Raw genomic sequence first — 13637 nt, 5'->3', positions numbered from 1 at the left:
GGCGGTGGCAGCGGCAGTGTCGAATTCGACCTGGCCAGCGGCGTCTTCACCGAGATCCAGCCCGGTTCGTATGTCTTCATGGACGGCGACTACGGCAGCAATGCGCGCGGCGACGACGGCGCGGCCGAGGCGCTGCGTTTCGAGCACAGCCTGTTTATCGCGACCACGGTGATGAGCACCGCGGCGCAGGGCCAGGTCGTGGTCGATGCGGGATTGAAGTCGATGGCGGTCGACTCGGGGCTGCCATGGGTATGGGAACGCAACGGCGGGCAACGCAACGGCGTCGATCACAACAGCGGGGAGCGTAGCGGCGGGCAGCGCAACGTCGGCACGCGCAGCACGCGGCTGGCCTATGTCGCCGCCAACGACGAACACGGCATCGTGCGGCCGGTGCCGGGCGCCGGCGGCGAGGTGCCGGCACTGCCGCAACTGGGTGAACCGCTGTGGCTGGTGCCGGGCCATTGCGATCCGACGCTGAACCTGTACGACACGCTGGTCGGGGTGCGCGACGGCAAGGTGGAATCGCTGTGGCCGATCTCGGCGCGCGGTCTCAGCCGTTAAAACGGGTCGTTAAAACCAGGGTTACACGCGGCCATTAAAGGCAGGCCGTTAGAGGCAGCCCGTTAGCAGCAGCCGTGCGAAGCGGCCGTGCGAAGCAGCCGTGCGAAGCAGCCGTCAGAGTAAGCCGTTTGGACGCAGCCGTCAGAGGCGAGCCGCCAGATATAGGCCGCAGATCCGCGGCCAGGCGGGGGGCAGCAAGGAGGAATGACATGATCGATCGCAGCGGACGGCCCATCGACACACCCTCCACGCGGCGGCGCGATGCACTGCGCATCGCGGCCCGCGTCGCCTGCTGGACAGCGCTCGCATCGGCGATGCCGGCCAGCGTGTCCAGCGCCCTTGCGCAACCGCTCGGCACGCTGCCCGTCTCGGCGCTGGCCCGTCCCAATGTGGTGGTGTTGCTGCGGCATGCCAATGCACCCGGCATCGGCGACCCGCCCGGCTTCGACCTGCAGTCCTGTCCGACGCAGCGCAATCTCGATGCGAGCGGCCGCGCCCAGGCACAACGCCTCGGCGCGGCGTGGCGCGCGGCGGGCTTTCGTCCCAGCGCGGTCTGGAGCAGCGCCTGGTGCCGCTGCCGGGACACCGCGCGCCTGATGGACCTCGGTCCCGTCACGGTGCTGCCGGTGCTCAATTCCTTCTTCGGCGACGCCGACGCCCGCACGCATCAAACCGCCGCGCTGTCCCGCTTTATCGACCAGCTCGATCCGCGCGGCGGGCCGTATCTGATGGTGACCCATCAGGTCGTCATCACGGCCCTGACGGGACAGGGGGCCGACAGCGGCGGCGGCGTCGTGTTCGAACTGTCGCCGGACGGCCAGCCACGGCGCCTGTATCGGCTGCCCGCGGGCTGAGGTCAGTCGCCGGGGGTCGCCGCCGGTCGCGGGGTCGCCGAATCGCCGAATCGCCGAATCGCCGAATCACCGAATCACCGAATCACCGAATCGCCGAGCCGCCCGGTCGCCGGAGCCGCCGCGGGCTACTTGCCGCCGCTCCGGCCGAACGCCAACTACAACGTCGAACCGTGCTGATGGCGGTATTCCTGCGTGCGGCCGCCATAACCGTAGGCCGCGGCCCGGGCGTCGATCACATGGATGTACGAGCAGTCGTGCACATTGCCGATCAACTCGGACAGCGCGCGGTGCACCGCTTCGAGGTAGCGCGCCTTCTCGGCCTTGGTATTGGTCTCGTCGGTCACGCTGATATCGAGATGGAACGCATTGCGCTCGAGCGCGGACAGCGGCTGGCCGTCGATGAACCAGGCGTCGTGCGGCACGTACTGGACCGCGACCGCCATCACTTCGGGCTTCTTGCCCAGCACGGTACGGGTCAGCTCGGCAACGGTGGCGGCGGCCTTGGCGGTCAGCGCGGTATCGGGGCGGCCGGAGATCTGCAGTTGGAGATGGGGCATCGCGGTTTCCTCCTTGAATGGTTGGTGAAGTGGTCGGTGCATGGAATCGAAGGTGGCACGGGCCGGCTCGATATCGCCGTGCCGACCCGCCACTGACTCGATCCTAGTGCCCCGCCTGCCATCGGAAAAGCGGGAAGATTTGATACCATCCATCGGTAATGCCGAAACCAGGAGCGGGCGATGCGCGGCTTCGATCTCGAACAATTGCGTACCTTCGTCGCGGTCGCCGACAGCGGCAGCCTGTCGGCCGCGGCGCCGCGGCTGTTTCTGTCGCAGTCCTCGGTCAGCGAGCAGTTGCGCAAGCTGGAGGAGCGCGCCGGCGTGCCGCTGCTGCTGCGGGGCCGCCGGGGCGTGCAGCCCACCCCGGCCGGCGAGCGGCTGCTCGGCCATGCGCGCCGCATGCTCGATCTGGACGCGCTGGCGATGCAGGACATCCGCGGCGAGACGCTGGCGGGCGAACTGCGGCTCGCCATCACCGACTACTACCGCACCAGCGAGATTGCCGGCATGCTGCGGCGCCTGCGCGAGCGGCACCCGCAACTGCGGCTGCACGTGACGGTGATGAAAAGCGCAGCGATCGATGCCAGCGTCGACGACGACGCCTTCGATATCGGCCTGACCATGCGGGTGGTGGGAGCGCGCAGCGGCGCCGCCGATCGGTCGCGCGGGTCCCGCGGGTCGCGCGGGTCGCGCGCCGGTTGGCTCCCGTTGCGGCGGGAGCCGCTGGCCTGGGTCGTCGCGCGCGGGGAGACGGACAGCATCGCCATGCCGCTGCCGCTGGTGCTGCTGCCGGACACCTGCTCGCTGCACCAGTACGTCGTCCGGACCCTGAAGCGTACCCGCGTGCCGTACCGCGTCTCGCACTCCGCGTCGGGCGTGGCGGGGCTGCAGATGGCGCTCGCGGCCGGGCTCGGCATCTCGTGCCTGAACCGCTCGGCCATTCCGGCCGGCGTGGCCGAGCTCGACGCGGCGACCGCATCGTCGCTGGGCCTGCCGGCGCTGCCCGAGGTCGAGTTCTGCCTGCTGCCGCCGCGCCGCGGCGAAGCACCGGTGGTACAGGCCACGCGCGAGGTCCTGGCCGAGCAGCTCGGTTGACCGGCGCGGCCGCATGACCCGGCTCGATGACAGTCCCGTGTCGTCACAAGGCACTGTCATATTGCGCGAGTAGACTCGCAACATCGTTCCGTCATACGGACCGGCGCGGTCGCGGCGCGCCGCTCGCCGTCCGCCCAACCGCCGCGCAACTTCCGCCCAGCTTCGGCCCAACTTCCGCCCGACTGCCCCGATGCCCCTTCCCGCCTCCGACAGTTTCGCCGAGCTCGATCTGCTGCGCGCACTGCTGGAAGTCGGCGCGGCGCATTTCGATATCGAAGTCGTATGCGAGGCCAGCAGCCATGGGCGGCGCTTTCCGGTGTACCTCGCCGGCATCGGCTCGCGCGATCCCCACGCGCCGGCGATCGGCCTGTTCGGCGGCATCCACGGCCTCGAACGGATCGGCACGCAGCTGCTGCTCGACTATATGCGGGCGCTGCTCAAGCGCCTCGAATGGGACGAGCTGCTGCACCTGCAATTGCGCAAGGTCCGGCTGTTGTTCATGCCGATCGTCAACCCGGCCGGCATGTGGGCCGGCCGGCGCGCCAATCCGAACGGCGTCGACCTGATGCGCAACGCCCCGCAGGATGCCGAGGGACGCGTGCCCTTCCTCGCCGGCGGCCAGCGCATCGGCCCGTGGCTGCCGTGGTACCGCGGCAGGGCCGGCACGCCGATGGAGGCCGAGAGCACCGCGCTGCTGCGCGTGGTGCAGGCGCAATTGCTGACGCGCCCGCTGAGCTTCGCGGTCGATTGCCATTCGGGCTACGGCTGGCGCGACAGCATCTGGTTTCCCTACGCGCGGACGCAGGCCGCGATGCCGCATCTGCCCGAGATGTACGTGCTGAAGACGCTGTTCGAGCAGGCCCACCCGCATCACGGCTACGCCTTCGAGCCGCAGAGCCACCAGTACCTGGTGCACGGCGACCTGTGGGACTACGCCTATGACCGCACGCCCGCGCCGCATATCTTCCTGCCGATGACGCTGGAACTGGGCTCGTGGCTGTGGATCAAGAAGAATCCGCGGCAGCTGTTCTCGCGCGACGGCTTCTTCAATCCGGTCAAGGCGCATCGCACCGCGCGCGTGCTGCGCCGCCATGTCAGCCTGTTCGACTTCCTGGCGCGCGCCGCCTTCGCGCCGGCGCGCTGGCTGCCGACCGGTGCGGCGCGGCAGGCGATCTGGCGCGAGGCCAGCGAACACTGGCGCGCCCCTGCCGGCAGGCCGACACGATGAGCGACTGGATCCTGTTGCGCGGACTGACGCGCGAGGCGCGCCATTGGGGCGACCTGCCGGCGGCGCTGCGGCGCGGCGGCGCGGTCGGCGATGACGATCGCCTGACGATGCTCGATCTGCCGGGCAACGGCAACCAGGCCCGCCGGAGATCGCCGGCGACGGTGGCGGCCATCGTGTCCCACCTGCGCGCCGACGCGGCACGGGCCGGCCTGCGCCCGCCGTACCGGCTGCTGGCCATGTCGCTGGGCGGCATGGTGGCGACCGCGTGGGCGCAGCAGCACGCGCATGACATCGAACGGCTGGTGTTGATCAACACCAGCATGCGGCCGTTCGGCGCGCCGCATCAGCGCATGCGTCCCGGCGCGTGGCCCGCGGTGCTTGGCCTGATGCGCTCGTGGCACGACGGCGCCCGTTGCGAGGCCATCATCCATCGGCTGACCTGCGCCCGCACCGATGCACTCGAATCCGACGTGGCGCGCTGGACCGCGATCCGCACGGACGCGCCGGTCAGCCGCGGCAATGCGCTGCGCCAACTGCTGGCGGCGGCCCGCTTCCGGGCCGGCACGGCGCCGCCACACTGCGCCACGCTGCTGCTGTCGTCGGCGGCCGACCGGCTGGTGTCCCCGGCCTGCTCGGCGCGATTGGCCGCGGCGTGGTCGGTCCCGCATCGCGTGCACCCGTGGGCGGGACACGACCTGCCGCACGACGATCCGCAATGGGTGGCGCGGGAGGTGGCACGCTGGATCGCGTTGCCGGCCAGCTAGGCATCGCTCTCCAGGCCGTGATCCTCCCGATCGCGAACCGCCGCGACGATGCCGTCGGCGTGCATGTCATTGAGCAGCGCCATGCCGGCGGCGACGAAGGACGGCAAGTCCGGTACGCCGCATTGACGCCCCAGTTCGTGCAGCAGGCTGTCGGCGGTCACCGAGCCGCCCGACTGCCCGATCTCGTGCAGCAGTTGCCAGGCGAGCGGACTCAGCTCCGAGAATCGCACCTCGTCGTCGGCGGTCCTGCGCACCAGCAGGAAGGTCCCCAGGGCCGGCGGTTGCGACGGCCGATACGCCGGTCCGAGCCGATGCACCGGCCAGCGATAGGCCAGGGGCCAGGCCAGCGGGCACAGTCGCAGCGGCAGGTCCAGGGCCGGCGCGCCCATTGGAGTACCCATTGGAGCGCTCATTGGAGTACCCATCGGAGCGCCGATTGGAGCGCCGGTTGGGGCCCGGATTGGCGCGAACAGGTCCGCGCCGAGCGGTTGTGCATCGCTCTGCAGCAGCGCCATTTCCACCCACTCGTAATGCGCCAGCTCGGCGAGGAACGGCCGCCGCATCGGCGCCGGCAAGGACTCGAGATCCAGCGCGTCGACGAAGGCGACAAACTCTTCGGCAATCTCGCCGAAGCGCGGCGTGTGCGAACGGTGGTCCCGCAGGAAGCGCTCGACCAGCCAGCGCCAATGCTCGGCTCCCAGCAAGGACACCAGCACCGGAAAGGTCCCGCCCAGCAGCGATACGAGGTTGCCGGTCACCAGTTCGCGATAGATCCGCACGCGGGCCGGGTCCATGCCCGGCGGTGACGGATGGCGCGACGGATCGCGCAGGTGGCGGGTCAGCGCCAGCTGCTGCTGCAATGAAGTGCGCGCGATCTCAGCCATGGGCGATTCTCCTCGCGGCTCCATCCGCACGGGCCTGCAGTTCGCGGATATGGCGCAGCTCCCTGGCCAGCTCCGCATAGTCGGGAAAGTTGAAGTCGCGCTCCAGCACGGTGGGATGCACGCCAAAGCGTGCATAGGCGTATTCCAGCAGCGCCCATACCTCGGCCTTGACCGCGGCGCCATGGGTGTCGATCTTCAGGTCGTCGGCTTCGTCGTAATGGCCCGCCACGTGATAGGCGGCCACCCTGCCCGGCTCGAGCGCATCGAGGAAGGCATAGAGATCGAAGCCGTGGTTGATCGCGTTGACGTAGACGTTGTTGACGTCGAGCAGCAAGACACAGTCCGCCTCGCGCAGCACGGCATTGGTAAAGGTGGCCTCGTCCATGTCCTGCCGCGGCGCGGCGTAGTACGACACGTTCTCGATTGCCATCGTCCTGCCGAGGATCTGCTGTGCCCGGCGAATGCGGGCGACCACATGTTCGATGGTCTCCGCCGTGAACGGCAGCGGCAGCAGATCGTACAGATGCGCGTCGTCGGTGCAGTAGCTCAGGTGCTCGCTGTAGAGCGGCACGCGATGGCCATCGAGGAAGCCGCGGATCTCGGTCAGCAGGCCTTCATCGAGCGGCGCGATGCCGCCGAGCGACAGCGACAGTCCATGGCAATAGAGCGGATACCGCCCGGCCAGACGGCCCAGCGCCTTGCCATGGGCGCCGCCGACGCGCAGCCAGTTCTCGGGAGCCAGCTCGAGGAAATCGAAGTCGCCGGGCGGCGCCTGCTCCAGCTGCGGGATCAGGGCCCGGCGCAGCCCCAGGCCGACGCAGGCGGTGGGCGCGGAGCGCGGTGACAGGACGGACGAACGGATCGGCACCGGCACGGTGGATCTCCTTGGATCGTTTGGGGGGCATGGGAAAACATGGGGGGGCATGGGGCCACCGGGGGGCCCGATGCAGGGCTTGCGCAGCCGCGCCACACCGATTCGATCCGGCGCGGCGCAGCCGCACGGGACGGCTACTTCTGCAGCTTGGCGAACAGGTTCTTCGGTACCGGCTTGCCGTTGGCCTGGTAGGTGGCGCGCAGATACTCGTAGGCCTCGGCCTGCGAGATGTTGCCGTCGTGGCTGGTGTCGATCTTGTCGAACTCCGCGGCGCGCGTCGGCGCCACCGCCAGGAACTCGGCGCGCGAGACGAGGCCGTTCTTGTCGGTATCGGTGCGCGAGAAGGAGGCGTCGCCGCATTTCCCTTCGCCGCATTTCCCTTCGCCGCATTTGCCCTCGCCACACTTGCCTTCGGCCTGCGCGCCCTTGCTGGCGCCGCGCGACACGCGCGTCGTTTCGGCACCGCACTTGCCTTCGCCGCACTTGCCCTCGCCGCATTTGCCTTCTGCCTGCGCGCCCTTCTTCGCGCCGCGCGGTGCGCGCACCGTTTCCGCACCGCACTTGCCTTCGCCGCATTTGCCTTCGGCGGCCTTGCCGTCGGCCGCGGCCACCAGATAGCCCTGCGCCAGCGGCTGCATGGCGAAGACCGGTCCATTCAGCAGCACGCTGCCGGCCAGCGCGGCACCAAGCAGGCCGAGCGTCGTCTTGCGGGAGGAATGAGCTTGTGACATGGCGAATCTCCTGAGTCAATGCACGCGGACGTGCGGGTCTGTGCCACGAGGCGTGGCGAACGGAATCGTTTCGATTGGGGTGGTCGTCTATGGCGGGCTCGCGCAGCGAAGCGCCGCATATCGAGCGGCCGGACGGCGAGACCATCAGGCGCTGGCCCTGGCCCTGGCCCGGCTCAGCGCGGCCAACGCGATGCCGATGGCGATCAGCGCACCGCCGGCCCATGGCAGCAGAAGCGCCAGCGGCAGGCCGAGCAGGATCAGCACGGCGGACCAGACGGCATGGCCGGCATGGGTTGCAGCAGCGGCCGGCAGCGCGTTGCCACGCGCCCACCGGTGCATCAGCAAGCCGTCCAGGCTCAGCGGGCCGGCACCACGCAGCAGCAGCGGCAGCAGCATGAGCACATACAGCAGCGGCAGCTTGAAGTTGCCGTAGCCCTTGTCGGTGACGGCGTAGCCCTGCCACAGCTCGGCGAGGCTCGCCCACTCCGTTGGCCAATGGACCGCGTAGGTTGCGACCACGGTCAGCACGATCAGCGCGTAGGCGACGAAGCGCGTACCCAGGCCCAGCAGCAGCGCGACGGCGCCCAGCAGTTCGAGCCAGGTCGCCAGCGTCCAGTTGAGGTTGGCGCTCAGCAGCGAGAACGGCAGCGGGAACTGCCCGGCGAGCTGGTCGAACCAGTTCTGTCCGAGCAGCTTCTCGCGGCCCGACTCGAAGAACTCCCAGGCGAGGATCGCGCGCAGTCCGATCGGCGCCAGCCAGTGGCCGACGGTATCGAGGCGGGTTGTCAGCGGGATGGGGATGGGCCGGTCTTGCACAGTGCGCTCCTTGAAATGGCGTCGTGGATTCGATGTCGCCATTTCAGGGCGGGCGTGTATCGCGGATGTGTTTGCCGGCGCGCGGGATTGTCACGGAGTTGCATCGCGGGCGGTGGCAGATACAGTGCAATACAAAGCGCGGGCGTTCTCGGTGGTTCGCGGTCCGCGGTCGTTCTCCACGGTTCGCGGCAGTCGCACCGTTGCACCGTTGCACCGTTGCACCGTTGCACCTTTTGCGCCTTTGCACCATTGCACCGTTGCACCTTTGCGCCTTTGCACCGTTGCACCGTTGCACCTTTGCGCCTTTGCGCCTTTGCGCCGTTGCACCGTTGCACCGTGGCGCGGTTGCGCGGTTGCGCGGTTGCGCCGATGCGCCGATGCGCCAATGCGCGCTTGCACCGATGCACCGATGCGCTTGCCGATGGAAAAAAAAATCCGGATTGGCCTGCCAACGCAACAGGCAAATCCGGATCGGGCACCACGGGGCGCAGCCGAAGCCGCGGCTACGGCGCGAAGCGTGTGAACACGTAGTCGCGGTCCTTGACGCGGGCCGCATGGCAGGCGAAGCAGGTTTGATGCTGGGCCGCGTCCACCGCCACGCCGTTGACGAAGCGGCCGAAGCCCCAGCCTCCGGTCGACGCATACCGGCGCGAGTCCTTGACCATCACCTGCACCGTGGTCGGCTGCCCCGGTATCGTCGCGGGCTCGAAGTCGGGCGATGGCTTGCGCTTGTAGGCCAGCTTGACCAGCACGGCCCCGTCCGGGAAGCGCTTCGCGGATCGTTCGATGGCCGCCATCGCTTCCGGGTTGCCCAGCACCACACGCAGCTCATCGAGCGGGGCGGCCTCTTCGGCGGGTGCGATCAACTGCCATTTACGGTAGCCGTGGGGAATGGTGACGCCATAGATGGGGGAGGCCGATGGCTTGGCGGTCGGCTGTGTGGCGGTTGGCTGCGTGGCGGTCGGCTGCTGGACGCGCTGCTTGGTGGCGGGCTGCTGGGCGGTCTGATGCTCGGCAGGCTGCTTGCCGGTCTGTTGCTGCGCGGTGTCGCTGGCGGCATGGACCGCTGGCTGCGCGGTGTCGCGCGCGCCGTGGACCGATGGCTGCGCCAGGGTCGGCTGGCCGACGGCGGCGCAGGCGAGCAGCGTAAGCCCGGCGAGGGTCGTGGGTAGTCGGAGACGTTGCATGCGAGATCCCCTCGCTCAAAGCTGCACGACCTGCAACACCGCGTCGGCGAATGCGCGCGGTGCTTCCTGCGGCAGGTTGTGGCCGATGCCGCCGCCGATGTCCCGGTGCTGGTACTTGCCGGTGAACATGCCGGCGTAAGCGGCGGGCTTCGGATGCGGGGCACCGTTCGCGTCGCCTTCCATCGTGATGGTCGGCACCGAGATCTTCGGCGCCGCCGCCAGGCGCTTCTCCAGCGCATCGTATTGCGTCTCGCCCTGGGCCAGCCCGAGACGCCACCGATAGTTGTGGATCACGATGGCGACGTGATCGGGGTTGTCGAACGACTGCGCCGAGCGGCGGTAGGTGGCGTCATCGAATCGCCACTGCGGCGAGGCCAGTTGCCAGATCAGCCGGTTGAAGCCATCGAGATTGGCCGCATAGCCGGCGGCTCCGCGTTCGGTCGCGAAGTAGAACTGGTACCACCATTGCAACTCGGCCTGCGGCGGCAAGGGCTTGCGGTTGGCTTCCTGGCTGCCGATCAGATAGCCGCTGACGGATACCAGTCCAAGGCAGCGCTCCGGCCACAGCGCGGCGACGATATTCGCGGTGCGGGCGCCCCAGTCGAAACCGGCAATGATGGCCTTGTCGATCTTCAGCGCATCCATCAGCGCGATGACGTCGAGCGCAAGCGCGGCCTGCTGGCCGTTGCGCGGCGTGTCGGCCGACAGGAAGCGGGTCGAGCCGTATCCACGCAGGTACGGCATGATCACGCGATAGCCGGCCGCCGACAGCAGCGGCGCGACCTCGACGAAGCTATGGATGTCGTACGGCCAGCCGTGCAGCAGGATCGCCACCGGACCGTTGGCCGGCCCGGCCTCCGCATAGCCGATGTTCAAGGTGCCGGCGTCGATCTGGCGAATGGGGCCGAAGGAGGCGGCACCCGGCGTTTGCCGGGCACCGGTTGCGGCCGGCCGTGCCGACTGCGTCGACTTTGCCGATTGTGCCCGGGCCGCGCTTCCCAGGGCCAGTTCCAGCAAGCCGATGCCGGCCAGCGCTGTGGTCGAGCCGAGCAAGCGGCGGCGATGTGCGTTCACTGAATCTGACATGGTCGTTTCTCCAAAAAGGTGGGTGAGAAACGCCAGCGGACTCCCGCGCAGTATCGTCGGCATGTCCGAATTCCGCCGCCGCGCATCGCCGTGTATCGATCGACGGGGTCGATACACGGCGATACAAACTCGCCGCCGGATTGCGTGATGGTCCGACGTGGCCGGTGCTAACGGAGGATGGCACCATGGCCCGGACTCGCGCCGGAGGGGCCGCCGCCCCGTGCCACCTCGGCATCCACCAGTCCGGCGCTGTGCCAGATCCGCTGCGCCTGCGCGCGCACCGCGGACTGCCGCGCCCGCACGCCGGCGATCCCCGCCATCGCATCGCGCAAGGCCTGCTTGCCGGCGTCGTACAGCGCCTCGCGGATGTCCAGCAGCTTGCGGCAGGTGCCCCAGGCGTTCAGATCGAGCCGCTGCAGCGCGTCGCCGAGACGATGCAATTGCGGCTCTGTCAGCCGGGCACCGGCACGTGCCAGCAGATCGTCCACACGCCGCTCGATCTCCGTGAGCACCCCCTCGCCCGCGCGCTGCCGCGCCAGCGTGCGCAAGTTGTGGACCAGCGAATCGATGGCAGCACCGATCTGGTCGGCATCGCTGCCAGGATCAAGCAGCAGGTCCGTCAATGTCTTCATGGCGGCCGGCGGCGGACTGCTGCGGGGCTTCTCGTCGACGCGACTCGACGCGGCGCCAGCGGCTGCGGCAGCCGCCGCTGCCTCGTCCGGCCCGGCGGCACTGGACGGACCCGAGGGCGGCGCTTCCTGGGCAATGCCAAGCTGCGTGCGAATCAGCACCAGCGCGGTATCCCGCTCAAGCACGCGAAAATCGTCGGCATGGCGGGTCATGCCGCTCACGGTCAGCTCGCGGGCTTCCGACGCCCTGCATAGCGCTTGCGCGGCCGTCGCCCATTTCGCGGCCAATGCCTGCGTGAGCGCCAGGTCGCCGTTCGCCATCCCGAAACGGCACACCGCCTCGACCGAACGTCGGAACATGTCGAAGGTATCCGCAGCGTACGCACCGCCGGCCAGGAACTTGCGGTCGCGCGGGCGCGGGCTGACCCAGTCGTCGCGAAGGCGCGCCAGGTCCAGTACGCCCTTGCCGTCGCGTACCTTGGCCAGTTCGCGGTCCAGCTGCGTCAACACATGACCGACACCAGCCGCCGGCACGATGCTGTCCGGCTCGAACCTGCGCAGCGCTTCCCTCGCGGTCGCCTCGATCATGGCCTTCGCCGCCGTTGTCGCGGCCGCATCGTCCGCCGCGGCGTCGTTGCCGAGGTCCGATGCCGGATAGCCGCGGGGGTCCTGGCACCAGTCCACCATCGCCTGCAGGGTGTCCCTGCTGCACCGGGCACAGAATGCGGCAAGCGCATCGGGCGGCAATGGCGTCAGCTTCTCGGCGATCGACTTCGCCGTATCCCGGTCGGACAAGGGCGGCGGCGTGGAAACGTAGGTGATCCGGGGCAACGGCTGACGGCCGCTGGCTACCGTCTGCGCGCGCCGGCCGCGCCAGAAGAACAACGCGCGCAGAAGCCGGGACCAGAGGCTGGTTCGCGCGGTTGGCGCGCCGCATGCAATACCGCATGCAATGCCCGAGGATGGCGCGGCTTCGGACCGCACCTTGTACCTGACGCCCAGGCACGGACCGAAGAATCTGGACACGACTTGCAACATCCCATTCCCCCAAACAAGCAAAAAAAAGCATTCCACGCGGCCCCATCGAGGCCGCGCCCTGACTAACCATGTGCGTGGATCAGGCTCGGACCCAATCGAGCGGCATTTCGGCCGGAGTCTCCGGCGCGGGGTCGGTAGCGAACAGCTGCCGGAACAGGACGCTCGCCGCAGCGACTGCGCCCGCTTGCGCGGATGCCGATGACGCGCCGTGCGGTGCTTCCGACGAAGTCGAATCGGCCTGGCCGGCATGGGCCGGGCCCTGGTCCGAGGCACGCGCCTTGCCTGCGGCGCGTGCCTTGGCGTCGCTGGCGCTCGGCAAAGGCGCTGCTGCAGGCTTCGTCTTCTTCTTTGCCGCTTCGCGCTTCGCTGCCGGCGCCGCTTGCCTCGCCATGCGCATGGCGAGCAAGGCGGACAGCTGATCATAGGCGGCCAACCAGTCGCCCAGCAGCCGACGTTGGCCGGCGAGCGCGCTGGCGGCGCGCGACGTGCCCGTGTCGTGGCGCTCGCCGGGGCGCGCCGAGCGGTGGACCATGGCACGCAGTGCGAGCATGGCTGGCGTCGTCATCCAGCGATGCAGATTGGCGATGTCGTTCGGCTTCAACGCCGGCAGCCTCGTCGCCAGCGCGTCGTGCAGCAGACTCTCCGGCGCGCTGTCGGCAGCCGGAAGACCGGAACCGGTGCCGGCCCGATCCGCATCGCCGATGAGAGCCCGTGCGGTGTCGGCCAGCTTGCGGGCGCTGGCCCCAAGCGCAGCGAGTTCCGCGAGAAGGACCGCATCGCCGGCGTGCTGGCTCGCGTCGGCCGTACAGTGGCCGGCATGCCGACAAAACCGGTCGAGCGTGTCTGTTGCCACGCTGGAGAGCGTGCTGCCCGCTTGCAGCATCGGTTCCAGTTCCTGGCCGAGGACCGGGCACTGCCGCAGCGCCAACCGCTGCGCGGCGTTCAGCCCGTGACCGCCCTCGAGCACCAGGCGGTGCAGCGCCGCGCGCAGTGCTGGCGGAAAGCGGTCGGCAGACGGCGCTTGCCCGCTGTTGCCGGCCAGCACCCTGACATGCGCCAGCAGCATGTCGATCTGCCTGGCCGCCGCCTGGCGATCGGGCAGCCGGTCGCTGTTGATCATCGCGGCAAGGTCCCATGGGGGGCCACCGACGATCGCGCGAAGCGCGGCATCGCCCCGCTCCCGCAGCACGGAATGCTCTCGGCCGTAGGGAATCGCCTCCAGCGTGCCGACCAGTTCGTCTACCGCGTGCTGCAGCGTGGCGGCGTCCGCGGATGGTTCGGTCTGCAAGCGGTCCCGCAGCGCAAGCGCCTGTGCGATGGCGCGGCGCCCCGG

General features: G+C 69.3%; 13 protein-coding genes and 1 pseudogene. 5 read left to right on the top strand and 9 right to left on the bottom strand.

The window, feature by feature from the left end:
* Together AC6EI8_RS17915 and AC6EI8_RS17910 are read left to right on the top strand one after the other, a co-directional pair.
* The coding region (locus AC6EI8_RS17915; protein WP_498382527.1) for a type III PLP-dependent enzyme domain-containing protein at nucleotides 1-561 on the top strand (561 nt) is incomplete at its 5' end.
* A gap of 209 nt (nucleotides 562-770) precedes the next feature.
* Nucleotides 771-1415, top strand: a complete 645-nt coding sequence (locus AC6EI8_RS17910; protein WP_149318121.1) for a phosphoglycerate mutase family protein — start codon at nucleotides 771-773, stop codon at nucleotides 1413-1415.
* A gap of 155 nt (nucleotides 1416-1570) precedes the next feature.
* Here AC6EI8_RS17910 and AC6EI8_RS17905 read toward each other — a convergent pair whose 3' ends face one another.
* Complete coding sequence (locus AC6EI8_RS17905; RefSeq protein WP_149318120.1) at nucleotides 1571-1972, bottom strand: tautomerase family protein; 402 nt, start codon at nucleotides 1970-1972, stop codon at nucleotides 1571-1573.
* 180 nt (nucleotides 1973-2152) lie between these two features.
* Between AC6EI8_RS17905 and AC6EI8_RS17900 the strand changes: the two genes are divergently transcribed.
* From AC6EI8_RS17900 to AC6EI8_RS17890, 3 genes are all read left to right on the top strand, one after another.
* A complete protein-coding gene (locus tag AC6EI8_RS17900) occupies nucleotides 2153-3067 on the top strand; it encodes a LysR family transcriptional regulator (RefSeq protein WP_498382526.1) in 915 nt (304 codons plus the stop codon).
* A 190-nt stretch (nucleotides 3068-3257) separates the two neighbouring features.
* A complete protein-coding gene (locus AC6EI8_RS17895; protein ID WP_149318118.1) occupies nucleotides 3258-4295 on the top strand; it encodes a M14 family zinc carboxypeptidase in 1038 nt (345 codons plus the stop codon).
* Nucleotides 4292-5059, top strand: a complete 768-nt coding sequence (locus AC6EI8_RS17890) for an alpha/beta fold hydrolase (RefSeq protein ID WP_265634403.1) — start codon at nucleotides 4292-4294, stop codon at nucleotides 5057-5059. Before AC6EI8_RS17895 ends, AC6EI8_RS17890 begins: the two co-directional genes overlap by 4 nt.
* Here AC6EI8_RS17890 and AC6EI8_RS17885 read toward each other — a convergent pair.
* The 8 genes and pseudogenes from AC6EI8_RS17885 to AC6EI8_RS17850 form a co-directional block, all read right to left on the bottom strand.
* Nucleotides 5056-5943: an HvfC/BufC N-terminal domain-containing protein gene (locus AC6EI8_RS17885; RefSeq protein WP_265634405.1), complete on the bottom strand. Its 888-nt coding sequence runs from the start codon at nucleotides 5941-5943 to the stop codon at nucleotides 5056-5058. The genes AC6EI8_RS17890 and AC6EI8_RS17885 overlap by 4 nt on opposite strands.
* Nucleotides 5936-6817: an HvfB family MNIO-type RiPP peptide maturase gene (locus AC6EI8_RS17880; RefSeq protein WP_498382525.1), complete on the bottom strand. Its 882-nt coding sequence runs from the start codon at nucleotides 6815-6817 to the stop codon at nucleotides 5936-5938. The genes AC6EI8_RS17885 and AC6EI8_RS17880 overlap by 8 nt, the downstream gene beginning before the upstream one ends.
* A 134-nt stretch (nucleotides 6818-6951) precedes the next feature.
* Nucleotides 6952-7548 carry an HvfA family oxazolone/thioamide-modified RiPP metallophore gene (locus AC6EI8_RS17875; RefSeq protein WP_265634409.1) on the bottom strand — a complete coding sequence of 199 codons (597 nt, stop codon included), beginning with the start codon at nucleotides 7546-7548 and terminating at the stop codon, nucleotides 6952-6954.
* Between the two features lie 144 nt (nucleotides 7549-7692).
* Nucleotides 7693-8364 (bottom strand): HvfX family Cu-binding RiPP maturation protein, encoded by a 672-nt coding sequence (locus tag AC6EI8_RS17870; RefSeq protein WP_265634411.1) that lies wholly within the window; start codon nucleotides 8362-8364, stop codon nucleotides 7693-7695.
* 503 nt (nucleotides 8365-8867) lie between these two features.
* Nucleotides 8868-9272 (bottom strand): cytochrome P460 family protein, encoded by a 405-nt coding sequence (locus AC6EI8_RS17865; protein WP_265635259.1) that lies wholly within the window; start codon nucleotides 9270-9272, stop codon nucleotides 8868-8870.
* 294 nt (nucleotides 9273-9566) lie between these two features.
* A complete protein-coding gene (locus tag AC6EI8_RS17860) occupies nucleotides 9567-10637 on the bottom strand; it encodes an alpha/beta fold hydrolase (RefSeq protein WP_498382524.1) in 1071 nt (356 codons plus the stop codon).
* A gap of 167 nt (nucleotides 10638-10804) precedes the next feature.
* Nucleotides 10805-12304 carry a hypothetical protein gene (locus AC6EI8_RS17855; RefSeq protein WP_498382523.1) on the bottom strand — a complete coding sequence of 500 codons (1500 nt, stop codon included), beginning with the start codon at nucleotides 12302-12304 and terminating at the stop codon, nucleotides 10805-10807.
* Between the two features lie 79 nt (nucleotides 12305-12383).
* Nucleotides 12384-13637 (bottom strand): annotated as a pseudogene (locus AC6EI8_RS17850) (hypothetical protein); the annotation flags it as partial.

Source organism: Cupriavidus sp. R6-3 (assembly GCF_059772245.1).
Note: the sequence above shows the minus strand (reverse complement) of the source record. Positions and strands in the feature narration are given on the sequence as shown.